The sequence below is a fragment of the Metabacillus sp. KUDC1714 genome, assembly GCF_014217835.1.
GTDB classification, from domain to species: Bacteria; Bacillota; Bacilli; order Bacillales; family Bacillaceae; genus Metabacillus; species Metabacillus rhizosphaerae.
In genome coordinates this window covers 662,398-688,304 of the sequence record NZ_CP055263.1, presented here as the reverse complement: position 1 = coordinate 688,304, position 25,907 = coordinate 662,398, and the positions used below count along the sequence as shown (strand labels likewise).

The 25,907-nt window shown below is 35.0% G+C and carries 24 protein-coding genes and 2 pseudogenes; 15 read left to right on the top strand and 11 right to left on the bottom strand.

All coding sequences use genetic code 11. The features are described 5' to 3' along the window. Positions 1-70: 70 nt before the first annotated feature. Complete coding sequence (locus tag HUW50_RS03440) at positions 71-997, top strand: DMT family transporter (protein ID WP_066339886.1); 927 nt, start codon at positions 71-73, stop codon at positions 995-997. A 356-nt stretch (positions 998-1,353) separates the two neighbouring features. Here the strand turns inward: HUW50_RS03440 and HUW50_RS27480 are convergent. From HUW50_RS27480 to HUW50_RS03430, 3 genes and pseudogenes are all read right to left on the bottom strand, one after another. After that, a pseudogene (locus HUW50_RS27480) lies at positions 1,354-1,422 on the bottom strand (MBL fold metallo-hydrolase); the annotation flags it as partial. A gap of 62 nt (positions 1,423-1,484) precedes the next feature. After that, positions 1,485-2,318 carry a DUF4037 domain-containing protein gene (locus HUW50_RS03435; protein ID WP_185653685.1) on the bottom strand — a complete coding sequence of 278 codons (834 nt, stop codon included), beginning with the start codon at positions 2,316-2,318 and terminating at the stop codon, positions 1,485-1,487. Between the two features lie 552 nt (positions 2,319-2,870). Then, positions 2,871-3,071: a cold-shock protein gene (locus HUW50_RS03430; RefSeq protein WP_026560151.1), complete on the bottom strand. Its 201-nt coding sequence runs from the start codon at positions 3,069-3,071 to the stop codon at positions 2,871-2,873. Between the two features lie 371 nt (positions 3,072-3,442). Between HUW50_RS03430 and HUW50_RS03425 the strand changes: the two genes are divergently transcribed. Next, positions 3,443-4,204 (top strand): GTP cyclohydrolase II, encoded by a 762-nt coding sequence (locus HUW50_RS03425; RefSeq protein WP_066339882.1) that lies wholly within the window; start codon positions 3,443-3,445, stop codon positions 4,202-4,204. Between the two features lie 115 nt (positions 4,205-4,319). Here HUW50_RS03425 and HUW50_RS03420 read toward each other — a convergent pair whose 3' ends face one another. Continuing rightward, positions 4,320-4,613, bottom strand: a complete 294-nt coding sequence (locus HUW50_RS03420) for a hypothetical protein (RefSeq protein ID WP_066339879.1) — start codon at positions 4,611-4,613, stop codon at positions 4,320-4,322. A gap of 235 nt (positions 4,614-4,848) precedes the next feature. After that, complete coding sequence (locus HUW50_RS26940) at positions 4,849-4,974, bottom strand: hypothetical protein (RefSeq protein WP_260445653.1); 126 nt, start codon at positions 4,972-4,974, stop codon at positions 4,849-4,851. Positions 4,975-5,308: 334 nt separating this feature from the next. Here HUW50_RS26940 and HUW50_RS03415 point away from each other — a divergent pair, with 334 nt between their 5' ends. Further along, complete coding sequence (locus HUW50_RS03415) at positions 5,309-6,196, top strand: endonuclease/exonuclease/phosphatase family protein (RefSeq protein WP_185653684.1); 888 nt, start codon at positions 5,309-5,311, stop codon at positions 6,194-6,196. Between the two features lie 493 nt (positions 6,197-6,689). Then, positions 6,690-7,622 (top strand): aldo/keto reductase, encoded by a 933-nt coding sequence (locus HUW50_RS03410; RefSeq protein WP_066339874.1) that lies wholly within the window; start codon positions 6,690-6,692, stop codon positions 7,620-7,622. A gap of 374 nt (positions 7,623-7,996) precedes the next feature. Here HUW50_RS03410 and HUW50_RS27475 read toward each other — a convergent pair. Next, positions 7,997-8,230 (bottom strand): annotated as a pseudogene (locus HUW50_RS27475) (EAL domain-containing protein); the annotation flags it as partial. Between the two features lie 157 nt (positions 8,231-8,387). Continuing rightward, complete coding sequence (locus HUW50_RS03400; protein WP_066339871.1) at positions 8,388-8,957, bottom strand: NUDIX hydrolase; 570 nt, start codon at positions 8,955-8,957, stop codon at positions 8,388-8,390. A 509-nt stretch (positions 8,958-9,466) separates the two neighbouring features. Between HUW50_RS03400 and HUW50_RS03395 the strand changes: the two genes are divergently transcribed. Further along, positions 9,467-10,090, top strand: coding sequence for a helix-turn-helix domain-containing protein (locus HUW50_RS03395; RefSeq protein WP_066339868.1), 624 nt, complete (start codon positions 9,467-9,469; stop codon positions 10,088-10,090). Positions 10,091-10,552: 462 nt separating this feature from the next. On the opposite strand, the gene HUW50_RS03390 is transcribed toward HUW50_RS03395, so the two are convergent. Together HUW50_RS03390 and HUW50_RS03385 are read right to left on the bottom strand one after the other, a co-directional pair. Beyond that, positions 10,553-11,611 (bottom strand): HupE/UreJ family protein, encoded by a 1,059-nt coding sequence (locus HUW50_RS03390; protein ID WP_260445652.1) that lies wholly within the window; start codon positions 11,609-11,611, stop codon positions 10,553-10,555. Positions 11,612-11,679: 68 nt separating this feature from the next. Then, positions 11,680-13,200, bottom strand: a complete 1,521-nt coding sequence (locus tag HUW50_RS03385) for a CehA/McbA family metallohydrolase domain-containing protein (protein WP_066339846.1) — start codon at positions 13,198-13,200, stop codon at positions 11,680-11,682. Positions 13,201-13,689: 489 nt separating this feature from the next. Between HUW50_RS03385 and HUW50_RS03380 the strand changes: the two genes are divergently transcribed. The 9 genes from HUW50_RS03380 (at position 13,690) to HUW50_RS03340 (ending at position 20,662) form a co-directional block, all read left to right on the top strand. Continuing rightward, positions 13,690-14,580, top strand: coding sequence for a sulfite exporter TauE/SafE family protein (locus HUW50_RS03380; protein ID WP_066340367.1), 891 nt, complete (start codon positions 13,690-13,692; stop codon positions 14,578-14,580). A 148-nt stretch (positions 14,581-14,728) separates the two neighbouring features. Next, positions 14,729-15,262 (top strand): NADPH-dependent FMN reductase, encoded by a 534-nt coding sequence (gene ssuE / locus HUW50_RS03375; protein WP_066339843.1) that lies wholly within the window; start codon positions 14,729-14,731, stop codon positions 15,260-15,262. Between the two features lie 140 nt (positions 15,263-15,402). Then, entirely contained in the window at positions 15,403-15,582 is a 180-nt protein-coding gene (locus HUW50_RS03370) for a Fur-regulated basic protein FbpA (protein ID WP_066339840.1), read from the top strand. A 39-nt stretch (positions 15,583-15,621) separates the two neighbouring features. Then, complete coding sequence (locus tag HUW50_RS03365) at positions 15,622-15,963, top strand: hypothetical protein (protein WP_066339837.1); 342 nt, start codon at positions 15,622-15,624, stop codon at positions 15,961-15,963. A 102-nt stretch (positions 15,964-16,065) separates the two neighbouring features. Next, positions 16,066-17,412 carry an LLM class flavin-dependent oxidoreductase gene (locus tag HUW50_RS03360; RefSeq protein WP_066340365.1) on the top strand — a complete coding sequence of 449 codons (1,347 nt, stop codon included), beginning with the start codon at positions 16,066-16,068 and terminating at the stop codon, positions 17,410-17,412. Between the two features lie 29 nt (positions 17,413-17,441). Beyond that, positions 17,442-18,212, top strand: coding sequence for an ABC transporter ATP-binding protein (locus tag HUW50_RS03355; RefSeq protein WP_066339835.1), 771 nt, complete (start codon positions 17,442-17,444; stop codon positions 18,210-18,212). A gap of 13 nt (positions 18,213-18,225) precedes the next feature. Next, positions 18,226-19,065 (top strand): ABC transporter permease, encoded by an 840-nt coding sequence (locus tag HUW50_RS03350; protein ID WP_066340364.1) that lies wholly within the window; start codon positions 18,226-18,228, stop codon positions 19,063-19,065. An 87-nt stretch (positions 19,066-19,152) separates the two neighbouring features. Next, positions 19,153-20,169, top strand: coding sequence for an aliphatic sulfonate ABC transporter substrate-binding protein (locus tag HUW50_RS03345; RefSeq protein ID WP_066339833.1), 1,017 nt, complete (start codon positions 19,153-19,155; stop codon positions 20,167-20,169). 304 nt (positions 20,170-20,473) lie between these two features. Next, complete coding sequence (locus HUW50_RS03340; RefSeq protein WP_066339831.1) at positions 20,474-20,662, top strand: YezD family protein; 189 nt, start codon at positions 20,474-20,476, stop codon at positions 20,660-20,662. Between the two features lie 178 nt (positions 20,663-20,840). On the opposite strand, the gene HUW50_RS03335 is transcribed toward HUW50_RS03340, so the two are convergent. Next, positions 20,841-21,272 carry a hypothetical protein gene (locus HUW50_RS03335; protein WP_066339820.1) on the bottom strand — a complete coding sequence of 144 codons (432 nt, stop codon included), beginning with the start codon at positions 21,270-21,272 and terminating at the stop codon, positions 20,841-20,843. Between the two features lie 575 nt (positions 21,273-21,847). On the opposite strand from HUW50_RS03335, the gene HUW50_RS03330 reads away from it, so the two are divergent. After that, the gene (locus tag HUW50_RS03330) at positions 21,848-24,106 is read left to right on the top strand and encodes a PxKF domain-containing protein (RefSeq protein ID WP_066339818.1); all 2,259 of its coding nucleotides are present in this window, start codon (positions 21,848-21,850) and stop codon (positions 24,104-24,106) included. A gap of 251 nt (positions 24,107-24,357) precedes the next feature. On the opposite strand, the gene tagU is transcribed toward HUW50_RS03330, so the two are convergent. Further along, a complete protein-coding gene (gene tagU, locus HUW50_RS03325) occupies positions 24,358-25,302 on the bottom strand; it encodes a polyisoprenyl-teichoic acid--peptidoglycan teichoic acid transferase TagU (protein WP_066339815.1) in 945 nt (314 codons plus the stop codon). Between the last annotated feature and the right edge of the window lie 605 nt (positions 25,303-25,907).

The following is a 25,907-nucleotide window of genomic DNA, read 5'->3' as shown; positions in this document are numbered from 1 at the left end:
CTAATCTGTTCTACTTATTCCAATCTGTTCTAGTAACTATCGATTATGATGGGAAAAAGGAGGAGTTTAGATGGTCATCATTCATTACATTCTCATGTGTCTGATTTTTGGTACAACATTTTTAGCAATAAAAATTGGTGTAGATGCAGGCGTGCCCCCATTTTTATCAGCTGGATTACGTTTTTTAATTGCTGGGTTGTTGTTATTTAGCTTTATGATTTGGCGAAAAAAAACGACAATAAGATTATTATTTCGAAAAGAAATGTTTTTGACAGGAATTGGCTTAACCTTTGGGACGTTTGCCACATTATACTGGGCAGAACAATATGTAACATCAGGAATTGCAGCTGTCTTATCGGCAACAGGTCCAATGATGATTATCATCATTCAGACAATCGTATTAAAGCAAAGAGCAAATAGGACATCATTCATCGGTTGTGTGATCGGTGTCATAGGTGTCATGTTATTAATCTTTCCAAGTTTCTCAATTGAGATTAGCCCATTCTGGCTGATTGGTTGCTTCGCAATTATTATTGGTGAAATCTTTTACGCATCAGGATCAATTTATACAAAACATGTCATCAAAAAATTTGAAACGACATCACCAATTGCCCTAAATGCAGCGCAAATGATGCATGGTGGGATTCTATTAATTTTATTATCCTTTTGTACAGAGAACATTCAACTAGCTACAGTTTTCAGTCCAGCCTCTATCGGCTCACTGTTTTATTTAATTATTGTCGGTTCAATGGTAGGCCACAGTCTTTATTATTGGCTTGTCTCACAGACAAACCCAGTTTTTCCATCAACCTGGCTGTATATCTCACCATTAATTGCTGTTGTACTGGGAGTTGTCTTATATCATGAATATTTTTCATGGCTAACAGGAATAGGAGCCTTAACGATCATTGTAGGAACAATTCTCGTTAATTTTCAAACATTACGGGGGCTATTTTTGAAAAAGAGAGTGATAAAACTTGCTGATATTAAGAATTAAGATAAAAATATCTTAGATATATAGAAGGAAGGGCACTATTTTAAACGACCATTTTAGAATAGAAAAACCGAAAGATTAATACTGTTTTCGCAAACTTTGTTGCTTTTAAAATAGTATTGGGTTGGTTGATTGGCGCTCCAGGATGCTCGCTTTCCGTGGGGCGGGCGATGAGCCTCACGGAAAGCGAAGCGCCTGCGGGGTCTCACCTGTCCCGCTACTCCCACAGGAGTCTCGCACCTTACGCACCAATCAACCTAATCAGTTTTGTTCAAAAACAACAATCTTTTAGAAAAGAGCCTTAAATAATGAATTATATGACCTGGCGTATGGCCAGGTGTAAAGAGAACGTTAATTCACTCGCAATATGGAAGCTCTTGCCCATCAGACAAAGTACAATCAATTTTAGCTTTTGGTGGGCATTCTATTAATCGTTTTGTTTTCAATAATAAGTTACTAAATAACTTAGGATAAATCAGAATGTTGAAAATTAATTCTTAGGTCGTACAAAATTTGCTTTTTGTTTATATTGTTCAATATTGATGTGAGGATAATGCTGAGTAACTAGACATTGTACTTCTTCAATAAGTAATTCAAGTTCTGAAATACCATCATTTACCTCACCTAGCAAAATCTGAGATAGTCGATTATCTAAGTTATCAGGCTTAATATCCATAAAGTCAATAATATGATGCATCCATTTAAATGCAGGGTGATGGATATACATTTTGTTTAATCCAAGTAATGTAGCCAAAAGTTTTTTTTGTATAGAACAAATAACTTCGTATAACATTAACCAATCATTCCGATCTAAAAGTGCGTTTCGATTGTTCCATCTATTACCTAAATCTAAATTACTAAGTATCATTTTTTCTGCGAGCTTTGAAGGATATATTTCTATATCCTTTTTTAACTTGTTTAAAAGATCATGTCCATATAAACTTCTTCCATAAGTAATCGAGGATAAAATACATTGTTTATCGTAGTCCAAATCCAACTTATTCACTACGTCTTGTATGTATGTTTCTACTGTTTCAACTAAAAAGTTGCTAATTTCTAATTTAATATTATCCTCTGTAAGATAAGTTTCAGACCATTCTTCATCTTCGTATGGAAAAAAATCAATAACTCGTCCATTTACTAATTTTATTGGGAATAATCTTTCTGAATCACTAGGTGGTTCTGACCAAAGAATATGAAGTTCAATGTCAGAATGATTGTCCTGCCACTCTCTTGAAACAGAGCCAGCCAATAAAATACCTTTTACTTTTTGGTTTTGTTGATAGAGGGTTGAAAGTTTAATTGCTTTTTCTCTTAAGTTCATATATTTCCTCCATGGATTATAGACCTTGAAAATTTTTCTCTTAAAATACTCTTCTTGAACTATCCTTTGGTTCAATAAAGAAAAACTCAAACCATCTTAATAATATAGCATATTGTAAATGTTTTTTAATTAGAGTTTACTTTAAGAGGTACAATTCAAGAATCCGATATAAGTGGGATGAAAATGTTCAATATTTGTTTTGTTCGAGTTAGTGGGTCAGTTTGACCGAAGTACTAAAAGTGACTGAGGAGACTTTAAGGGTCCAGGTGCAGGTTGCACTTACTTATATCATGCGCAGAGAGGGAATGTATCCTTTCACATCTCCCTGGAACTAGATGAATAAAAAGTCATGCTATGATGCAAAAGTGGGAGAATTTGAAATATTTATAAATTTATTTAGGTATTATTGGATTAGTGTGTTATGCTGTACCTAACCATTTAACACTTGTAGCATGTTGTCTACCCTCACTTATTAATAAGTGGGGGTTTTTTATGCTTTTTTATTTTTTTACGTAAAATAAAAAAGGACCCTATAATAGAGTCCTTCCCAAATTACGCTTTGTTTACGTTAGTAGCTTGAAGTCCACGTTGACCTTGTTCTGTGTCAAATGTAACTTTTTGGCCTTCATCTAATGATTTAAATCCTTCGCCTTGGATAGCTGAGAAATGTACGAATACATCGTCTCCACCTTCAACTTCGATGAAACCGAAACCTTTTTCTGCGTTAAACCATTTTACTGTACCTTGTTGCATGTTTGTTTCCTCCTGTGTGGATTTAATCCACGTTTTATTACTATAGTTGCTCAATTAGATATCAAAGGCGAAAAGTTTAAACACTTATTCTATCCTTACAGACCGAACAAAAATAATTCTTCTTTAGATTAACAGATAAATTTTGGAAAAGCAAATAGAAAATAGTACTAAATATTATTTTTGCTTTATTCTTCCTTATTAATAGTGTTTAAACTGGTTTTCCCTAGTGCTTAAATAACTCCGTTTTATTGCTTAGATTCACAACATTATAAATTGGATACAATAACAGTAAAACAGTAAAATGTGTTCAAAAAAAATAATTAGTTTATATATTAAAAAGTCAAAACGAAAAATATCAGGAGGAAAAATACATGGGTAATGAAAAAGTGGCATCACTATTAGAGGATAAAATTAATGTCATCAAAAGTGGTGAGAAATCCATTTATTTAGTCGGGCCTATTAAGTTACCTGTTAACTTGAATGGAGAAACAACGATATTCCAATGGTATTGCTGGTTGCGTTGTGAGAATATGGCGGGGCATTTTTGTAATGATGGCTCTTATAATACAGAAAGTATCATTGAAACATTAGCCTCTTCTAATTTAGCGGAAATGCAGCAATCAAGTGTGTTGGTGTATGGCGATTTTAAAGCTTCCAACGATGCCCTTATCCGAATGCACAGCATTTGCCATACTGGCGATATATTTGGCAGTAAACGCTGTGATTGTGGGTTTCAATTAAAACAAGCAATGAAAATGATTGCTGATCACGGTTCAGGCGCATTATTTTATTTAGCAAATCACGAAGGCAGAGGTATCGGATTATTTAGTAAAGCCATGGCTTATGTGCTGCAAGAACAAGGTTTGGATACAGTAGAAGCAAATTTGGAGCTTGGATTTGTCGATGATGCACGGAACTATGATGATGCCATTCAAGTGTTAAAAACATTGCGATCAAATCCAGTAACGCTAATCACAAACAACCCAAGAAAATTAGAAGCCCTTCAGAAGTCAGGTGCCAATGTCGCAGGCAGGGTTCAGTTATGGGGAGATAAATCTGAGTTTAATGAAAAATATTTAGAAACAAAAGTTGTTCGTTCCGGTCATTTAAAAGGGGGGTGTCCAGATGAGTGACAAAAAAAGATCAAGGGTTTATGTACCCTTGATCGCTTCGTAAACAATCTTTTATCCATTCTTAACGGGTAGAAAAATCCCACTGTTGTAAGTATCGCGTTATGAAAAACGAGCATCAAAGCTCCCAAGCAGGAAAGTCAGTCTCCTTCTTTTTCTCATAATCCTTCATCCTAGAGTATGAATTTGCTAGCTTTAACAGGATAAATCCTTGAGGGTGGGATGTTACTACATGACCTTTTAATTCTTGAATTTTAATATTTGCGAACATGTTTGCTGCTTTTGCTAGATTTTCAATCGTGTCCATTAATTCTGGGTTATCTTTGTAATTAGATTTGGCAATTGAGTAAATATAATCAAGTTTATTACTAATAAGTTTAAGCGTTTCGATATCAAACGGTTCATTTGTCATACGATTCCACTCCTTATTTATAAGCATATGGCATTAAGGATAAAGTGGAACTGAAACATGTATTTTTAAATTTTAATATTTATCTTGTAAACAATTTGAAGAGTAAGCAGATTGATGGAATATAAACGAATATTTTAATTTGGTAAAATTCAACTAAAATTAAAGAAGAAATTATTTGCACGATTTATCAAGTGAAAAACGTAACATACAATTTAAAGTGAAGGAATAGAACACATTAATTTTGTTTATGGTTTGATGCAGGGTTTTTATTAGGCTTAGGTAATAAATTCTTTAATTTATTTTTCAAATAATCCTTAATCATGTCACGTTTACGTTTTTGCCTCTTGTCACGATTTTTCAAATAAGTCACCATCCTTAGAACAAGTTTAACTGATTCCTTTATTATAACTCTTATTAGTCTAATTATCTAATTAGTCTAAAGGTGAAGTTTTGATCCTGTAAACTGACGTTCAAATATGTAAAGAGAAAAATTGATCAGACCCATCAGATTGTGCTTGATTGAATTATGATGTGAATGTTCATTTAGTGTGGGAATAAATACATAGGATAAAGGGTTTGAGTTAACAATTATGTAACATAACTTAAACTCCCTTTTTACATTAAAGTAATAGAGACTACTCATTCATTTGCTATCCTCCTATTTAGAACTACTATAATTGGAGGAGATTATTGTAATGGTTAATAGGAAGAAAATTAATAAAAAAGGAAGTATCCGAAGAGGATTATTCATCTTTTCAATTGCATGTTTGATTATGTATCTTACAGATTTGGGAAATAAAACGTTTGCTCAGGAAATCAATTTAGAACGTGGTCAATCTGTTAACTTAAAGGTGATGTCTTATAACATTCATCATGCCGAAGGAGTAGACGGTGTTTTAGACTTAGAACGAATAGCGGCAATTATTGAGAATTCAAATGCACATATTATTGGCTTACAAGAGGTGGATAATCATTGGTCTGACCGTAGCGATTTTCAAGATCAGGCAAAATGGCTTGCAAAACGTCTTGGTATGTTTTACACATATGCAGCAAACCTTGACCATGATCCTTTATCAGATGGAGATCACCGTCGTCAATATGGAACAGCGATTTTAAGCAAATATCCGATCATAAAGTCGGAAAATCATTTCCTATCGAAAATTGGTAATACTGAACAGCGTGGTCTGTTGGATGTAACCATTAATGTAAAAGGAAATCACGTGCATTTCTATAACACGCACCTAGCATTAACATCTGCAGAACGAGAGATTCAAATCAAGGAAATTATCGAAATAGCTAACCTTTCAAATGGACCAAAAGTAATTGTAGGTGATTTAAACGCTACTCCGAAAAGTAGCGAAATGAAACCAATGTATTCTATTTATCATGATGTTTTTTTTGAACAAACTGATGCCAACACGTATCCTGTAGAAAATCCTTCAAAGAGAATTGATTATATTTTTACATCAGACGACATTGAAACAGTACATACAGAAGTGATTGAAACCTTTGCTTCCGATCATCTTCCAATCACTGCTGAGGTCGTATTGGAACGTGAAGAACCATATTTTAATGGGAATTAATAGGTTATTAGATCTTATCGAGAGATTTCGGTAGGGTCTTTTTTTTGCTATGGAAATTCGCTTAGTCCTTGAAATTACTCTCTTACATCTTTACTTTATTGTATATATACAACAAGCCCAAACTTAAGTAGTAACACACTTGAGTTTGTTTTTTTGTTATGGCTCTTTTCTAAAAGATTGTTGTTTTTGAACAAAACTGATTAGGGTGATTGGAACGGATATGCGAGACTCCTGTGGGAGTAGCGGGACAGATGAGACCCCGCAGGCGCTTCGCGCTGAGGAGGCTCATCGCCCGCCCCACGGAAAGCGAGCATCCTGGAGCGCCAATCAACCAACCCCAATACTATTTTAAAAGCAACAAAGTTTGCGAAAACAGCCTTTGTTATTAATCGTTTCGATTGGTAACTAGAAAGAAACGCAGGATTAGAAATTCTAGTTCTACCCAAGTATAATTATGTATGCGGTAAAAATTGAGAGGGGATGAAAAGAAAACATGACTAAGCAAATACAAATTGGAAAAACAGATCTATATGTCAATCCGATTGGCCTTGGAACAAATGCTGTTGGTGGACATAATCTATATCCGAACTTAAACGAAGAAGTTGGAAAAGATTTGGTTCGATCAGCGCTTAACAATGGGGTGAATTTTTTAGATACTGCCTTCATTTATGGGCCTGGACGCTCAGAGGAGCTAGTAGGTGATGTAATAAAAGAATCAGGAAAACGTAGTGAACTGATTATTGCAACAAAAGGAGCACACAAACTTGTAGGAGATGATGTCTTACTTGATAACTCTCCTGCTTTTTTAAAACAATCGGTAGAAGATAGTTTAAAAAGACTGCAAACAGATTACATAGATTTATTTTATATTCATTTCCCAGACGAATCTACACCAAAGGATGAAGCTGTTGGGGCGTTAAAGCAACTGAAGGATGAAGGGAAAATTAGAGCAATCGGTGTATCCAATTTTTCAATTGACCAGCTAAAAGAAGCGAATAAAGATGGCTATGTTGATGTTTTACAAGGAAATTATAACCTAATCCAACGAGAAGCAGAGCAAGACTTCCTACCATATACAAGCGCAAATAATATCTCATTTATTCCATTCTTTCCATTAGCTTCTGGGCTGCTAGCTGGTAAATATAATAAAGCCATGACGTTTAACGATTTGCGTGCTGATATGCCTCACTTAAAAGGTGAGGAATTTGCTAAAAACCTAGAAAAGGTGGAGCTTATCCGCAAAATTGCAAATTCAAAAGAGGCTGAAGTTGCTCATGTTGTTCTCGCATGGTATTTAACACGAGATTCAATTGATGTGGTGATTCCAGGTGCAAAGCGAGCGGAGCAAGTCCTAGATAATTTGAAAACACTTAATGTTCATTTAACTGATCAAGAAATACATGATATCGACAGTATTTTTAAATGAATAATTTGAACAAACCAAAGCCGTCTTTAGTAAGATGGCTTTGGTTTGTTATTATTCAGTGGAATATAACTTTATCAAATTGATCTTTTATATTTTGAATTATCTGTTCATCCGATTTCATTGTGCTAGATTCTTGCGAATTACATATTTTTCCATGAATCATAAAAATCAGAAATGAAGAAAAGTGAAAATTAGATGAAACGTAGAAGATGAGTTTTTGGGAGAGCTAATAGGATGAAAGGAATAAGAAGTTAAACTAGAATATCCCTTTGGTTTAGGTAACCAAAGGGATATTGAACATATTTTGCAGCAGCAATATACCAATGTGAAAATAAACATGTGGTATGAAAGGTTCCAGTAAAGAAGGGTAGGTTTCAATTTTCATTTCTTTCATTTATATCTAAAAAAGCTCGTTGTAACTGAGTACCCATTAATGGTTTGCTAAAAAAGTAGCCTTGTCCAATATCACAGCCAGTTTGATCTAACACTTGATGTTGATTTTCGGTTTCAATCCCTTCTGCAACTACTAATAAATTAAGGTTGTGGGCTAAAGATACAATTGAATTAACAAGAGATATATTATTTTTATCTATAAGTTCTTTGAGGAAGGCTTTATTTAGTGGAACTTAGTATAATTAATAATTAAGTTTTATTTAATAGTATTGTTAGACAAGATAAAGGAAAAAATACGAAAGCAAGCTGTATAACAAAAAGAGTTGGCTCAAAAGTCTAAGTCAACTCTTTCTTTCAGAAAAGGGTAATATATTAGTTAATTCGAAAGAGCACATGGTCCTTCAGGGTAACTAAGGGATCATTATCCTTTAATAATCCCTCTGTTTCCCGGTGAAATGCTATTTGAATAAGCCATTTTGTAAAGCCTGCTACATTCATTGATTCAATTTCTTCCAAACTATAAAAACCTGCATCATCGGATTCTAAACCATCTGGTCTTGGGTTACCACTTATGTAATCCATCGCAAAAGCAACATATAAATTATGAACCCGATTTGGGAGATCTCGAATCGCGACGATACTTTGTACCTTTGCTTTAATTCCTGACTCTTCCTCCACTTCACGGATGATCGTTTCTTCAATTGATTCCCATTGTTCAATATAACCGCCTGGATTTGTCCAATAGCCTTTTCCTGGATTATGAGCTCGTTTTACTAATAGAATTTTGCCATCTTTAACTACGATTGCTCCAACACCAATGCTATAATCACCCCAAAATACATAATCACAGCTTGGGCAAGCTCTTCTGTCTGTTCCATCTATATTACGTGTTTCTAAAGGAGCACCACATTTCAAACAGTAATTCGCTGACAAATTGACCATCCTTTCACTAACAATAAATAAATGATAGTAGTCAAGTTCGACAAATTTAAGTTATATCCTTTTCTTTTTCTTTTTTAGAATTAGGTAATTTAGATAGAAGAACAAGATTAGCAGGTGAAATTGAGGAATAATTCTATAATTATTATTTGTAGTTGTAACTAAGTCAGTTGGAGCCAGTATACTCTAATTGAAAAAATGTATTTTTTAAACCTGAAGTTGAAATTTTTCAATTGTGGATAATAAGAACCAAGAAACTTACATATAATAAAAGCGACTAAAAATTGAGCCGCTTTTATAATGTGATATTATGTTTTTACCTATAAGTATTTTTCAACCATTATGAAATTTATTGACATTCGTCGCATGTTTGGAAGGGGAAAACTAAGCTTACGAACGCTTTCCAGTGCCGCCAACATCTCTTGTTACATCTTTTCTTTCATCTTTTGTCAATTTTAGCACCTCACTTAACTTATTAATCATAACTTGTCCACGTATAGGAGGCGATATACATGAGTAAAAAAAATAATTCTGATCATTCTAAAGTTGTGTATGTGGGATTTGGCGGCAATGACACATCTGAACCAGAAGATACATCAGAAAATGATGAGTATGTTTTTGTTAAAGTAGGCTTTAAAAAGGATAATTTTGAAAAGATAAAGTCCTATACTACATATGCTAATGTGGAAGCGAAAATGGATAAAATCGATGTAGAATACACCCCGGAAGACTTTATTAAGGGAGCAACGATGTATTTTATCGATTCAATGCTAGACAACATTGATGCACATAAACCTAAAGAAATAACAAGAAAATTATATGAATCCCTTCCTGAATTCCTTCCCATTTTAAATGAAGCAGCCAAACAACTAGGAAATACCCCAAAGCAAAATGTTGAACCACTTATTGATGATCATGAAGGATTAATTAAAAATAACATTAAGAAAATTATGAAGGAACAGAAGATGACTCAAAAGGAACTTGCAGAAATAACAGGCATTGATAAAAGTAATTTATCGATCTATATGAATAACAAATCACAACCATCTATCGAATTCTTCCTTAGAATTTGGCATGCCCTAGATTATCCACCTCTCAACGAGATACTTTTCAGAGAAAAAACTCATGATGCTTAAGGCATCCCTTTTTTTTGCAACGAAGTTAAAAATTTTCAACTTTTATTAAAAATGTTTAAAAAAAGGTCATAAGACATGCACCTCTTTCAATATCCTATATCATAACTAACTACCAACGGAAGTGGTTTCGAATAAGGTAGGGTCACTTTACTGCTATGAAATCAAGGCAATTGCATAACATGACAGGTGGTCTTAGCCTCTTATAAGGTAGGTGCAACTGATGGACTTGAATACAGCAATGTTTATGATAGCATTAGTAACGTTAATGGTCCTTTTAATCGAGAAAGTTAAAAAGTAATCTACCCAGCATTTGGTGAGATGGGTGGATTACTTTCGAGTGAAAAACATGGTTCCTTCTAATTACGTACAATTCAATCGACATTGGATAGATAACCGTAGTTGATGCACTGCGGTTATTTTATTTGCCCGCTATTTTTCTATTCGGAATATTCATTGTGATAGTTAAAATGCTCGTTGGAAAAACCAAACTAATCCAAACAAGAGGATTGCTGTCGAAACACTAGGGGCAAACCATTTATAATACTGCTTTTTTTGAATAAACAGGATAACAGGGTAAATCAAGGATAAAATAATAACTTGCCCCAATTCAATCCCTAAGTTAAAAAACAGGATCGAGGTAGCAAAGTTACCTTGTGATAAATTCATTTCTGATAAAATACCTGCAAAACCAAAGCCATGGACCAAACCAAAAATAAGGACAAGCCACGGGCTCTGCTTAGAATTTGGCTGGGTAATATTATGTAGGGCCACATAAATGATGCTTAACGCGATCACGGATTCCACGAGTCTACCAGGTAATTGGACAAGCCCAATGGTTGCTAAAACCAAAGTTATACTGTGAGCGATTGTAAAAGTAGTAATTAACGTAATGATTTGGCGGAATGTTTTTGCTCCAATTAATAAACTGATCGCAAATAAAATATGGTCATAGCCTGTAAAAATATGTTCGATTCCGAGAACGAGAAACTGCTTGGCACTAGTGAGAAAATTCATTTCCCCTGTATTCAGCTCTCTGACTTCATATGTAAAAACAAACTCTTCCTCGTTTCCATCTATTTCGATCTTTGCAACATTTGCATGACTTGGATCTGTTTCAAAAAAAACATTGTAATCCACATTCAAGCTCTCTGGCGTATGCTCGACAGGGAATGATATGGTAATGGATACAAATGGCCGCTCTTCTAATTGAATCGGTTTAATTGTGTCAATTTTTCCTTTGGCCAGGACCCCATTTGAATACAGCTCCAAATTTTCATCAAAATATGATTGCAGAATTTTGTTGTTTTCTTCTGTTATTTCATTCGGTTCTGCATCAATCTGAACGCCAGTTGCATGGATAAATTCCTCCTGGTCAAGCAGAAGATCATATGTAATATGATCTTCTTGAACACGAATCATTGAAAATCCTTCACTATTCATACTATGGGCTTCAACGTTGTTTGTTACTGAAGTAGTTACTGCAATAATTATTAGAATAAGTACAAGTAGTTTATGTTTCACTTATAAGCTCCTTTTCGAAAGTAATAGGAAAATACGAGGAGTTAAATCACACTCCTCGTACAAAATAGTTACTTTACATTGATAAAGATTGGGTTAGAGTAGAACCAGAGGTCAGCCCAAGGATCTTCACCTTTTGAATCCTTTTCAGGCTCAAGCTCATCTGTATTAGTACCACGAACACGGATATAACTATCTTTTTCAACATTTTTAATGGTATAAGTTATTGTTATAAATTCACCATCTTTTTCCCAGCTTTTTTCATCAAAACGAGCAATGACTTTAGTAGTAGGATTTGTATCAGTTGAACGATCTTCAACTTGTCCATTTACTTCTCCCATAATAAAATCAACACGATTAACTTTCGGATTATTACCATTGTTATTATCTGTATTAGGATCCTTGAAGCGGACAGTAACATTAACATCACGTGTTTTATTGCCTGGTACATCTAAGGTTTCCCCAATAGTTGCTCGATTTCCATTCGATTGTGCATGTGCTGGTGACTTACCAACTGCCTGTGCTGTCACATCTAGTTGATTAATTAAATCCCCGGTCGTTACAAAGATTCGGCCATTACGTAATCCATCTAAAATGTCACCATGCTCATTTGCAGCATGAACATATGTTTTTGAATATTCGCCAGGCCAGAAGTCACTGCCTCCTTCTGTGTAATGAACATGTGAATCAGAGGATGAAGTAACCCACCAATGTCTTCCTTCACCTAACATCGAATCCCATAGGCCGCCTACTTCAGCAGTCATCTGGTCATACCCACCCATAGTAGGATAATTTCCATATCCACCACGATCTCCATTAGGATCAAGTGTTCCATCTGAATTTAAAGTTCCAGCCTGATGACCCGGAGAGCCTTCCATCCCAACTGATACTGTTGGTGCTGTATCATTCCAATTACGAAATTCCTCTGGAGTATCCTGTCCCCATACACTTTCTCCTGAAGCGGAACGAGACGGATGATTAGCAAACAATACTGGTGGTACCGTTAAACTTCTCATATATTTCAAGGCTTCAATCATCGTTTCTTCATTATCACGCCCCGAAGCCTCACGCTTAGCAAACTGACTTTCAATATTGTAAAGGTTCTGTGACTCGTCATCTGTTTTTGGAATAATAAGTGAACTATGGTCAGCGGCAGGTGTATCAAACTCCATTCCATAGAAAAGATTAATCCCCGGCACTTCTTCACGTGCTTTTAACACCTCTGGATACGCCTGTTCTAAATTCACTTTAGAATGGTTAGGTCCACCATGATCAGTAGAAACCATCCAATCCAAACCAAACTTATCAGCCATTTGTGCATTTTTCACAATTGGATAAATAGCATCCCCACCACGAATAGGAGTCGGTGGATTCGTCGAATTGTCCCAGCCTACGCTCCATTCACTATGTACATGATGATCCCCAGCAATCCAACTACGATCATTTGGAATGACCTTTTTCTCAACTTCATTGGCTGCAACAACCTCGTCCTTAAACACATTCATTGGTAGGCTATGTGAAGTAATAGCTACAGCCGCCAACAAAGTGGTTGCAATAAGTGGTATTTTCTTGCTTTTAAGATTGATTTTCACTATAATTCCTCCTTTTTTAAAATACAAATTCAAATATAAACAATGAATGTAAAGGGAGAGTTAATAGATTGTAAAACTGTTAGAAGATTTAAAAAAACAGGAGAATGAGTCTATTTATTTGTAAATTAGAGGGAAATTAAATGGGTGATTTGAAGTGTGTTCATTCACCGAAAAGTATGATGAGATATAAAATTAGATTTATTCTATGTTTTTGTCATAAAAAGAGAAATATCTCAAAATATGGACTATGAGAGGAAAGAATTTGTACTTCAGTAGAGTGGGTAGCCATTTATTTGTATTTTCGAGAAGATTTTTGTACACAAAATTATTTTTAATTACTAGTTGACAGGTAGGAATAATGTGGATTATAATCTGATTAATTAGAAAATGAAATAAATAAAGCCGATCGGTACACCGAAGGCATAACCCTTTACTTAAGAGGGTTATGCCTTTTTTTTATTACATTTTCAACTAAAAAGAGGTGTTATTATGAAGAAATTAATTATTTTTGCTTTTATTGGATTACTTGCACAACTGATTGACGGCGCTTTAGGAATGGCTTACGGGGTAACATCTACTTCCCTTTTATTAGCTTTCGGTATTGCCCCTGCAGTTGCTTCTGCTTCTGTACACTTAGCGGAAGTTGTTACCACTGCTGCTTCTGGTGCCTCACACATTAAATTTGGAAATGTTGATAAACAAACCGTTTATCGTCTGATCATTCCTGGTTCAATTGGTGCATTTTTAGGAGCAACATTTCTTAGTCATTTACCAGGAGATTTAGCTAAACCCTATATATCTTTATTTCTACTTATTTTAGGAGCGTATGTTTTAATAAGGTTTTTATTTATATTTCGTCCAACTGAGGAGAAGAAAGGAATTGCACTAAGTCGAAAACAATCGTTTCCTTTAGGGTTAATAGCAGGTTTTGCAGATGCAACTGGTGGTGGAGGTTGGGGCCCAATCGCTACACCAGTATTATTATCCCGAAAAGGCATGAGTCCTCGTAAAGTTGTTGGTACTGTTGACACCAGTGAATTTGCTATCGCAGTTTCAGCTACACTGGGATTCCTTATTTCTCTAGGGTGGGAAGAAGTAAATTGGTTCTGGGTTGGTGCATTAATGGTTGGAGGAATAATTGCAGCCCCAATTGCAGCCTGGTTAGTTCAAAAAATCCATGCACAGTTAATGGGTGTACTTGTTGGTGGATTTATTATTCTCATTAATGCAAGAACACTAGTAAATACATGGATCGAGAATACAACTGTTTATCCATATGTCTATATTGGTATTGCGATCATCTGGATTGTTGCGATTTTTTATACGGTAGCTAAAATTAGAAATGATAATAATATTAACCGAGCGGAAATAAATTCATAAGCTGACTAGAAAACTAGAGGCTCTCGAATTAAGTTATGTTGATATCTTAATCTGGGAGTCATTTTTATTATTGTATTGCTGATCGGGAAGCCGAAAGCATCAATATTAGCTATTAATAAAAAATACTGATAATAAGGAGAGGATGGCTATGGCCAAAGTGGCAATTATTATGGGGGTTCCTAATGATCAATCTCGTCTTAATGGCATTTTAAATTATGCAAGTAAAGTACTTAATGAAGAAAGTTTATCCGTTGAGATTATTAAAGTTCACTCCTTACCAGCAGAAGATTTAATTACAGCTAAGTTTGATAGTGAGGCAATCGTTGGTGCTAATGAGATTGTAAAGAATTCAGCTGGACTTCTTGTTTTAACACCTGTGTATAAAGCATCCTTCTCAGGGATATTGAAAACGTATCTTGATTTATTACCTCAGAAGGGCTTGGAAGATAAGGTAATTTTACCGCTTGTTATAGGAGGTTCATTTGGGCATTTGTTAACAATTGAGTATGCTCTTAATCCAGTTTTATCCGCATTAGGAGCAAATCATATTGTCAATGGAGTGTATACAATTGATAAGCATATCGACCGTATTGAAAATAACCAATTCAGAATACATGAAGAAGCGCAACAAAGATTAAAGAATGCTCTTGATTTGTTTATTAGGAGCATAAAGAAATCTTAAGAAATTGATATCTTTTTTCTTAGCCAAATGATTACTTGTAATAAATCCAACTGGTTACCTTGTGATTTGTACTAGTTTATTAAAACTTTCAGCAATTTTTGAGTGTCTCTTCCATTATCAAATTAAGGGAGGGTAAATGAATGACCCAGTTGCGTGAAGCGGTATCTAAAAGGAAAGAAAAACTAATTCAAAAGCTCTTAGATTTAGGTGTATACAAAAAAGAAGAACATCACCTCTATGAATTAACATTATCAGAAATTGAAACTGGATATCAAAATAAAAGAAAAAGAGTAAAGTTGATTGAAAATCCTAAGACCTAACCATTTTTGTAGGCACATTTTTTCTGGAGGAAATCAAATATGCAAAGAAAAGTTTTGAACGCATTGGACTTATCACAGAATAAAAACAAATATACTTTACTAGATAATGAGTATTTAAATCTTCCTGATCAAGGTTTTTATCGTAAATGTCATCAACAATTTCACATCAATAGAGGGGTATTTAATACGATTGATAACTGGTTTTATGAGTACGGAGTGATAAATGTTGCATATCGAAGAATCTATATATTAGCTTTTCTGGAATTTGTGAAAGAAGACAACTTTGTCCCAGATTCTCAAAAATTTATGAAATTCGGCCATGGTGGACTGACGATGAAACTAAAGGAATTTATAAAAGTTAATAATTCACATTCTATTTAATATTGTGACCAGATAACTGGAGCAACTATTTCACTATTGAAGAGGTTGCTTTTTTTGTTGTTTGATCAATCTATAAAAAAATATAGCAAGGGAGACGATGAAATGAATAACAAAAACCGTCAAATGAAATTAGGAGCGTTCTTTATGATTCCAGGTCATCATGTAGCTTCTTGGAGACATCCTGAAAGTCATATAGATGAGATACTAACGTTTGATTTATATAGAAAATTGGCACAAACAGCGGAGCGTGGCAAATTTGATATGATCTTTTTTGCAGATGGATATGCAGTTCATGATCATGATGGTATCGGAATTGAACAAACTGTAAATGTAAGACCTGATCCTCTAACCCTGCTCTCTGCACTATCAGTAGTAACAACACATATTGGATTAGCATCTACTGCTTCAACTACTTATAATGAACCTTTTCATCTTGCAAGAAAGTTTGCGACAATTGATCATCTAAGTCGGGGACGTTCAGCTTGGAATGTTGTGACATCTTCAAGTGAAGCAGAGGCGTTAAATTTTAGTAAGGACCATCACCTAGAACATAGTGCTAGATATGAGCGAGCGGAGGAGTTTGTTGAAGTTGTCAAAAAGCTTTGGGATAGCTGGGAAGATCATGCTTTGCTGGTAAATAAAAAATCAGGGAGATTTGCAGATCCAAATCAAGTGCATCACTTAAATCATAAAGGTAATTGGTTTTCAGTTAAGGGACCATTGAATATGGCAAGACCGATCCAAGGTCACCCTGTCATCATTCAGGCTGGCTCTTCAGAATCAGGGAAAGAACTTGCAGCAAAGACAGCTGAACTTATCTTTACAGCATGGCAAACAATCAGTGAGGCACAGTCGTTTTATCGAGATGTAAAGGGGCGATTAAAGAAATTTGGACGAACAGAAGAATCAATGAAAATCATGCCAGGTGTATTCCCTGTGATAGGAAGAACAGAAAAAGAAGCAAATGAAAAGAAACAACAATTAGTAGAATTAATTCCCGAACAAGTAGGAGTTGGACTGCTGTCTTCCCTTATAAGCTATGATCTATCAGAGTACCCAGTAGATGAGCCTCTTCCAGAGTTACCAGATATCAAGGACATAAATGGAGCTAAAACGAGGTTCCAGTTAATCAAGGATTTAGGAGATCGAGAAAACTTGACAATACGTCAGCTATATCAACGTGTTGCAGGTGCGAGAGGACATAGAGAAATAAAAGGAACGCCACTACAAATTGCAGACCAAATGCAGGAGTGGTTTGAAAATGGTGCTGCAGATGGATTCAATATTATGCCCCCATATATGCCTGGTGGATTGGATGATTTCGTGGACTTGGTCATCCCTGAATTACAGAACCGTGGACTATTTCGAGAAGAATACACAGGTCATACTTTAAGAGATCACCTTGGTCTATCACGACCAGTTAATCAATTTCAAAAGTTGAATGTATAAAAAACTAATAGATAGAAAGGAGTTCTAAAATGACATTACTAGAAATTAATGATCTAAATAAATCGTTTGAAAAAGGTAAGGAAAAAACGCATGTACTTAATGATATTAACTTAAATGTTGATAAAGCTGAATTTATAACCATTATAGGTCCTAGTGGCTGTGGAAAAAGTACATTATTAAAAGCGATAGCTGGATTAGATATAGAATATTCAGGTGATATCAAGTTGGATGGAGTAAAGGTGATTGGATCCAGTATCAATCAGGGATTTATTTTTCAAGAGCCTCGATTGTTTCCTTGGCTTACAGTTGAAAGGAATATAGCAGGAAATTTATCACTAAATAATATTGAAGTTAGAGAGAAAGTAGATAAATTAATTAAGCTTGTAAGGTTAGAAGGGTTTGAAAAAGCATATCCAAAAGAACTTTCTGGAGGTATGGCTCAACGAGTAGCGATAGCTAGAGCATTACTTAGAAGGCCAAAGATACTCCTTTTAGATGAACCCTTTGGCGCTTTAGATGCATTTACTCGTTCTCATATGCAGGAAGCCTTGCTAGATATTTGGCAGGAGGAGAAGACGTCAATGATATTTGTCACACATGACATTGATGAAGCGGTTTATTTAGGGAATAAAATCATTATTATGAGTGCGAGGCCTGGAACTATACAAAAAGTTATCTCTATTGATTTACCATTTCCACGAAATAAAGCAACAAAAGCGTTTCAAGAGTTCCGTCATCTTGTGTTAGGAGAATTTGAAAAAGTCGAAGAGTTAGAATTAATTAATGGTGCAGGAATTTAAAGGAGGGTCAAAAGTGAATAATCAATCAACTATTTCTTTAGACAAATTAAAGTCTTCAAAGAAAAAAATCGTTAAAAGCAAAAGGGAGTTAAAGCATACCAGTATTATATTAAAGGGATTTATCCTGCCAATATTCATCGTAGTCCTTTGGGAATTTACAGGGATATTGGGGCTTATTTCCGATACACTACTACCAAGACCAAGTGTGATTTTCACTACATTTATTGATTTAGCATTAACTGGTGAATTAATCGGACATTTTCAAATAAGCTTATTAAGGGCTATAGGTGGCTTTTTATTAGGAGGAACTCTGGGGCTATTAGTTGGATTGGCTGTAGGTTTTAGTCAGAATATTGAACAAACCGTAGATCCGACCTTACAAATGTTCAGAACCATTCCTACTTTGGCGGTTATACCATTGTTTATTTTATGGTTTGGATTTGGAGAGGTATCCAAAATATTATTAATTGCAAAGGGTGCATTTTTCCCCTTATATGTAAATACGTTTCTCGGAATTCGCGGTGTCGACTCTAAATTGTTTGCAGTAGCAAAAGTATTAGAGTTTAATAGGTGGAAGCAAATTACTTTATTGATTTTACCAGCTGCACTACCAAACATCCTTTTAGGGCTAAGATTATCGTTAGGTGTTGCTTGGTTAGCGTTGGTCGCGGCAGAATTAATGGGATCAAGTCAAGGGGTGGGGTATCTCATCATGGATGCGAGACAATTTTCTAATACATCTGTTGTTTTTGTAGGGATTATCATTTTTGCAGTATTTGGGAAATTATCTGATTCAATAGTAAGAGTTTTTGAAAGAAGACTATTAAAATGGCAGGACAATTTTCAAGGGTAGTCTCCAATTGATTGATTAACGAGTTCTTTGATCTTAAATCCGACTAATCTTATATGAAAAATCAAAGATGTAAGGGGGAGTTTAAATATGCCTAAAAAAATAAAGCTTATTTATGTTTTTACATTATTTATATTATTACTATTACTAAGTGCTTGTTCAAGTCCTTCAAATAAAGAGTCTTTATCAGAAGCATCCACAAAAGAGATTGTGATGAATATAGGGGTTCAAGGGAAAACAGGTATTTTACCATATGCAAGAGAAAAGAAATACTTTGAAAAAGCGTTTGAAAAAGTAGGAGTGAAGATAAAGTGGAATGAGTTTACAAGTGGGCCGCCTCATTTTGAAGCATTAGCTTCGGGTAGAATTGATTTTGGAGTAGTCGGAGGTACACCGGTTATTGCGGGGCAATCAGGAAATGTTGACTTTAAGGCAATTGCAGTTACAAGTGATGGGAAAAAGGGCAATTCCATAATCGTACCAAAAGGAAGCGCCATTAAGAAATTAGCAGACTTAAAAGATAAGAAAATTGGTGTAGCCAAAGGCAGCAGTGCTTACAATTTCTTATACATGGCACTAGATCGAGCTAGCTTATCAGATCATGATATTGAGATCATTCAACTCCAGCCTGACGAAGCACGACCAGCATTAGATAATGGTTCAATTGACGCCTGGTCAATATGGGAACCTTATGCAACTACAGCGGTGTTTCAGACGGGGGCAAAAGTATTAGTAACAGGAGAAGACCTGAATATTAATGCCCCAAGCTTTCTTATTGCTAGAACGAAGTTTACGGAAGAACATCCAGATTTAACTGTCCAATTTTTAAAAATATATGAACAGGTTCGTCAGCACTTTGAAGAAAATATTGAAGAAGTATCAAAGGAGATAGCAGAAACACAAAAGGTAGAAGTAGAAATCATTCAATCTGTTTTAGAAAACTCTGAAGCTATTTTATCCACAACCACAGATGAATTTGCAAAAGCACATCAAGCACAAGCCGACTTCTTATATTCAGTAGGTGGCATTGAAAAGCAACTTAATACATCCAAAATAATTGAAAATAAATTTGTAGAACAGGCACTTAGAGAAATAAAAGAAGAATAAACAAAATAATTGGCGTGACGGCACTCCGAATATTTGAAGTGTCGTCATTCTAATAAAGTTCAATAGCTAATGGGTGAGAATACTTTTAAAAATTTTTAAAAAATATTTCCAAAAAAGTGATTGAATAAACAAGAGATACATAATATGATAAATAAAAAAACGGTGAAATCCTATAGTAATACTTGGTTTTATGAACTCACGATTAATTACACCTAAAATTCGAAAACTTGAAGGACCTTAATCACCAATGGAATAGGCAAATTTTTGTTAAATCGGGTTAGTTTAATGAAGGGAGAGGATCAAGTTGTCTTCAAAAAATAAAATAGATCAAGAGGTAATCGATAAAATTATCAATTTATTAGAAAATATAGAGTTCGGTACAGTACAAATTACTGTTCACGATTCTCAGGTTACACAAATAGAGAAAGGCGAGAAATTTCGTTTTGCTTTAAAAAAGGGCAATGATAAATTAAGAAGAGTGAATGGTGACTAGTTCAATAAATACTATAGTATTTAAGTAGTTGAGTACTCTTTGGGAAATGATATTTAAAGAGATTGAAAGTGAGCTAGAATCTAACTAGTTGAGGTATACGAATCGGTTAAGTCTCGTAATTATTCTCTTTAGTAAAGGTAGAAAGAAGGCATTCTTTTCTTAGAATACCTTCTTTGAATCATATTGTTTCTTTTGCATATTCGGAAATGATGTTTTTACAATCCTTTTCCGTTATTTCAGTACTTCGGTAATCACCGCTACTTCTTGCTTTAGATAGGTATTGTCTTGCTTCTTCATAATAAGGTAAATGTAGCCTTCTAATAATTTCAGTAAAATCTTCTAGGTTGTGAAGGTTAAGATGTTCAAGAGTATTTAATAACTTAGCAAGACCATCTTGTCCAACGACTCTATACAAATAAAGATCTTTTAATGTAAAATCTGAATCTGTACTTGATCGTTTACATTCTTGATGTACGAGTCGGAAGTTTTCATCGTTATTAGTAGTATCGTTAGTTTCCCATTCTAACCAAGTAGAATTTGTATCACTTATTACCTCACTACAAACATCACAAGTCCATTCTTTTAATGGGTTCAATTTATAAAGATTCATTTTTCATTATCCCCTTATACTAATATACTGAAAATTCTAACATGGGGAACTGGAAAATCCCATAAAAAGGTTATTCACGATTAAAAAAATTACATGTACTTTTTTAATCATGTACAAAATAAAAAGAAGGTTCCAAAAGGTAAGTAAACCTAGTTCAACTAGTTCTAAATTTAGAGTTACTTGATGTTTAATGAAAGGAAATAAAGCCTTTTTATTTCTCTTAATTTTTAGTATCTGTTTTTTAAACAAAGATAACTGTTTTTTCACTACTATCATTTTTAGAAAATAAATACAATATATTGTGTAAGCGATTTCAGTATAAGCGGAGGTGAAAAAGAGAATAGCATCCATAGTTTCGGATCGACAGGTATGGCTTTGTTCTGTTGTGATTTTGGGGTAGTCTACGCGTATGTAGGGTTTATCGGTTCCTGGGATTTAAAGGATTAGTTAACGAGAGAGGTGGAGGGATGGTCAAACATTTTTGAAGGTTGTTTAAAATCTCTTTTTATCTAACAATGTTAACGTTAACATTCCTTTTTTGACCTAATACTAATTTTTTAGTCTGGGGGAAAACCATGTTTAAAAAATCTAAAACGATACTTGCTACTGTTCTATCATTATCAATGGTTGCCGAATTTGTTCCGTTAAAACAACCTGTATTTGCTGAAACGGAGGTACATACTTCAGTCCTATCAGCCCCAAGTGGAATGGGAATTCCTTCTGTAACGCAAAATTCGATTTCCTTGAAGTGGCAAGCAGTAAATGGTGCTGAAAGTTATAATATTTATCGATCGAAATTAGGTTATAAGGATTATCAATTGATTGGTAACTCACAAACGACCAATTTTACTGATGAAAGTGTTAAAAGCGATTCCAGTTTTTTATATAAGGTGTCTGCAGTAAGTGCTGCAGGAGAAGGTGACCGATCTGCAGAGGTTTTAGGTATGACACAATGGTCCTTTCCTAACCTAATCAGCAAAATTGATATTAGCGCAGCGGGCACAGGTAATAGGATGCGTATTGGTGATATGAACGGAGACGGCCGCCAAGATATTTTAATGGTGCAGCCTGCCTTAGTAAGAGATGATGCTCGGAACCCTCGACATATAGGACATTTGGCAGCCTATGATATTGAAGGGAACTTATTGTGGCAGCAAGGAACCGTTGATCCAAGAGTGACAACGAGCGGAGCGGATGAGCCTGCTCAGATTTATGATATTGATGCTGATGGTGAAAATGAAGTATTGACCGTCATGCAACTAGCTGAAGATACAGAAAAGTATTTTTACATTTTTGACGGGAAGACAGGTGAGATTGAGAAAAAGCATAAACTTCCAGATCAAAGAGCGCATGATGCTATTTTTATCGCGAATTTCTCAGGTAACAAAACTCCTCAAGACATCTTATTGAAGGATCGATATTCAAAGATTTGGGCGATGGATAAGGATTTTAACCAACTATGGTATTATCCAGGAAACACTGGACATAGCTTGCTACCTTTTGACTTTGACGGAGATGGAAAAGATGAATTAGTGAACAACTATTCCTTAATTTCTCACGATGGGAAAGAGATCTGGAGAAAGAATTTACCGGATCATGTTGATACTCACTGGGTAGCTGATATAAACGGTGATGGAGAGCAGGATATTATTCTAGGTGGTTCCGATACCTATGCCTTTGACTTTGAGGGTAACCAACTATTTAGAAATGGGGATACAGTAGAGCCACAACAAATATTAGTAGGTGAGTACCGCATAGATACGCCTGGCTTGGAGCTTGCGGGACTAGATAGAGTCAACAGAGGGAATCCAGGTCAGGATGGTATGTTCTTGTTTACTTCAGAAGGTGAAACATTATATCACGAACAACGCGCTAAGGGAGATTGGGGAAGTATCGTACGTCCTTTAGACAACTGGACAGGAAGCTATACCCCGCTAATCACGGCATACAGAAGAGGGAAAGATGCAGACAATCCGAATGGAATTGTACCAAAACTATACGATGGCTACTTTAATCCGATTGTTACCTTTAAAGAACATACGGATGCAAAAGAGCAAGTAATGGTAGCAGATATGAGTGGAGACTCCAGAGATGAGCTAATCGTGTATAATCTTACAGGAGAACTTGCTGTATATATTTACTCGAATGGTACCAGCAATCTAAAGGAGCATATTACTGGTGTAACACGCATGCCAGATTTCAGAAACTACAACTTTAGCAGATATGATTCCCGAAGATACGATTTAACCATTAAAAACCTTGTTCCTTCCGGGATAAATGCTTCTGTAAACAATCAAGCCGATATAGATATAAGCTGGATTCCAATACTAGGTGTAGAAAACTACAATATTTATCGTTCATCAACTGAAAATGGCGAATATACAAAGATTGGAACTTCTACCATCCCAGAGTTTACTGATCGTACTGCACCTTTAGGTACTTCTTATTACAAAGTAACGGCTTTAAACAGCAAAGGGGAATCAAATTTACCGATAGTTGCTGCCAGCGAAACGATTCAATCGAGTGGAATTCTTGCACCTGTAAAAACGGATGAATCTAGAAGCTATAAGGCAGGTAGTACACTACCAGTTAAGTTCCAGTTAACAGATAAAGCAGGTAACTACCTTACTGGAGCAACTGCTAAGATCTATGTGGAAGACTCTAGTGGAATATCTACAAGTGCAGCGGTAGAAGATCATCAATTCCGCTATGATTCTACTGAAAATCAATATATTTTTAACCTTAGCACGAAGTCAATGTCATTAGGTAAATACAAAATTAGAGTTGATGTGGGTGACCGCACCATTTATTCTTTCCAAATAATCTTAAAATAAGTAGTTAAAATAAAATAGAGGCGGTACCGAAAGTTAACTTTTTGGTACTCGCTTCTTTTTTATATATCTTAACCCGTCTGCTATTCTTATTTTTTAGAGCATGTTACATTCTGCCTCAACCATAAGGGGAATTTTTTGAGGCTAAATTAAACTACCTGTCTCCTATTGAGTTAGGAGAACAGGTAGCCTAGGTGTTTTTTCTTAGTCTTATAATTGAGGGTCAGTTCAAGGTTGACCTATTAATTCTTTCATTAGTTAACATTTAAATGCTGTTTCAACATGGTAGAAAGTTCTGTGCGCTCTGATTGAGGTACGATGTAGTAGTAAACGCCATTGATTTCTTTTCCATTACCATTAATTTGTATTTGTTGTATATTATGACGGGCTTCTTTGTAGTTAGCCTGAATGTCTTTCATGTCATTAAATGTTAAATTTGTTCTTAGATTTTCACCAATTACTTCTAATACATCACTATAATTCGCAAGAGTTTTTACTCTAGCACCTTTGTTAATAATGGCCTGAATGGTTTGGCGTTGTCGATCTTGACGTCCAAAGTCACCCCGAGGATCTTCATTTCTCATACGAGAATATTTTAATGCTTCTTCACCGTTTAATTGTAGCTCCCCCTTCGAAAAGTGTGTACCTTCATAGGTGAAATCAAGTGTATTGTTTACTGTTATGCCCCCTACCGCGTCTACAATCCCCTCAAAGCTTTTCATATTGACTTCAATATAGAAGTCAACTGGAATGTCTATGAAATTTTCAACTGTTTCAATAGTAGCGTCTATTCCACCAAATGAATAAGCGTGGTTAATTTTGTCTTCCTTTTCCTGACCAGCAATTTCGGTACGTGTATCACGTGGTATGCTAACCATATTTGCTGATTGATCTTTTGGATTTATTGTCAATAAAATGAGTGAATCTGAACGTCCGCGGTCATTGTCACGTTCATCCACACCCAGTAATAAAATGGAAATAGGATCTTGCTTACTGAAATTTATCTTTGCATTACGGTTTTTTGAAACTTCATGTTTTAGCGGTTCGTGAGTACGATTTAAGGTATTTGCTACTGATCTGTAAACTGAAAATCCATATATACCTACACCGATAATGAGCAATAAACTGATACTAATGACAATGTTGAACGTTCGTTTCTTGCTTTTCTTTCGTTTATCTTGGTTCTCTTTTTCTTCCATGTTCAGTCTCCCTTTTTCATTTTGAGTTAAACTTGTGTATCGTCTTTCTTTTCTTGGCAAGGTTCAAATGCACACTCATTTTACCAAAGAGGCTGAAGATTTTTATGAACTTTTTAAAAAATGGTAGTATATTAAGAGGGAAAAGGGAATTTTTGGATCACTTCGTTACTTTTGTAGCGTTTAGATTGCTAGATTCCTTGTTGTTTCTCAGTTTAAGAGTGGATAATCTAGTATCGAATTTAACTAGTAAGCGTTGTTAGATTGGTAATACATAATATATGATCGTTGTGAATGAGAAAATGTACATATAAGAAATGATTGTCGAATTTCGACAGTCTTTTTTTATATGAAAAACATCATTGTTTTCGAGAGAGGAATTTCTAATTAATGCAGTAAGTATGTAATTCGCATTAAAAAGACATATGCTAAAGTTCCTGATAGCTATGAAAACTTATGATTTACAGGAAGTTATAAGCTGAAAGTATCTTTTAAAACTCATTAAATTAGCATATATGATGCTTAAAATACTTCTGTTATGCTTTAACTTGCTTTCATATAAGGTCCTTAGGTTAATCCTTGGACGGTAATGGAGACAGGATGAACAG

What these genes read in the sequence shown, in the direction of transcription:
- HUW50_RS03440 (WP_066339886.1), top strand. Translation starts at nt 71, where the DNA reads ATGGTCATCATTCATTACATTCTCATGTGTCTGATTTTTGGTACAACA.
- HUW50_RS03435 (WP_185653685.1), bottom strand. Translation starts at nt 2,318, where the DNA reads ATGAACTTAAGAGAAAAAGCAATTAAACTTTCAACCCTCTATCAACAA.
- HUW50_RS03430 (WP_026560151.1), bottom strand. Translation starts at nt 3,071, where the DNA reads ATGCAACAAGGTACAGTAAAATGGTTTAACGCAGAAAAAGGTTTCGGT.
- HUW50_RS03425 (WP_066339882.1), top strand. Translation starts at nt 3,443, where the DNA reads ATGGGTAATGAAAAAGTGGCATCACTATTAGAGGATAAAATTAATGTC.
- HUW50_RS03420 (WP_066339879.1), bottom strand. Translation starts at nt 4,613, where the DNA reads ATGACAAATGAACCGTTTGATATCGAAACGCTTAAACTTATTAGTAAT.
- HUW50_RS03415 (WP_185653684.1), top strand. Translation starts at nt 5,309, where the DNA reads ATGGTTAATAGGAAGAAAATTAATAAAAAAGGAAGTATCCGAAGAGGA.
- HUW50_RS03410 (WP_066339874.1), top strand. Translation starts at nt 6,690, where the DNA reads ATGACTAAGCAAATACAAATTGGAAAAACAGATCTATATGTCAATCCG.
- HUW50_RS03400 (WP_066339871.1), bottom strand. Translation starts at nt 8,957, where the DNA reads ATGGTCAATTTGTCAGCGAATTACTGTTTGAAATGTGGTGCTCCTTTA.
- HUW50_RS03395 (WP_066339868.1), top strand. Translation starts at nt 9,467, where the DNA reads ATGAGTAAAAAAAATAATTCTGATCATTCTAAAGTTGTGTATGTGGGA.
- HUW50_RS03380 (WP_066340367.1), top strand. Translation starts at nt 13,690, where the DNA reads ATGAAGAAATTAATTATTTTTGCTTTTATTGGATTACTTGCACAACTG.
- ssuE (WP_066339843.1), top strand. Translation starts at nt 14,729, where the DNA reads ATGGCCAAAGTGGCAATTATTATGGGGGTTCCTAATGATCAATCTCGT.
- HUW50_RS03370 (WP_066339840.1), top strand. Translation starts at nt 15,403, where the DNA reads ATGACCCAGTTGCGTGAAGCGGTATCTAAAAGGAAAGAAAAACTAATT.
- HUW50_RS03365 (WP_066339837.1), top strand. Translation starts at nt 15,622, where the DNA reads ATGCAAAGAAAAGTTTTGAACGCATTGGACTTATCACAGAATAAAAAC.
- HUW50_RS03360 (WP_066340365.1), top strand. Translation starts at nt 16,066, where the DNA reads ATGAATAACAAAAACCGTCAAATGAAATTAGGAGCGTTCTTTATGATT.
- HUW50_RS03355 (WP_066339835.1), top strand. Translation starts at nt 17,442, where the DNA reads ATGACATTACTAGAAATTAATGATCTAAATAAATCGTTTGAAAAAGGT.
- HUW50_RS03345 (WP_066339833.1), top strand. Translation starts at nt 19,153, where the DNA reads ATGCCTAAAAAAATAAAGCTTATTTATGTTTTTACATTATTTATATTA.
- HUW50_RS03335 (WP_066339820.1), bottom strand. Translation starts at nt 21,272, where the DNA reads ATGAATCTTTATAAATTGAACCCATTAAAAGAATGGACTTGTGATGTT.
- HUW50_RS03330 (WP_066339818.1), top strand. Translation starts at nt 21,848, where the DNA reads ATGTTTAAAAAATCTAAAACGATACTTGCTACTGTTCTATCATTATCA.
- tagU (WP_066339815.1), bottom strand. Translation starts at nt 25,302, where the DNA reads ATGGAAGAAAAAGAGAACCAAGATAAACGAAAGAAAAGCAAGAAACGA.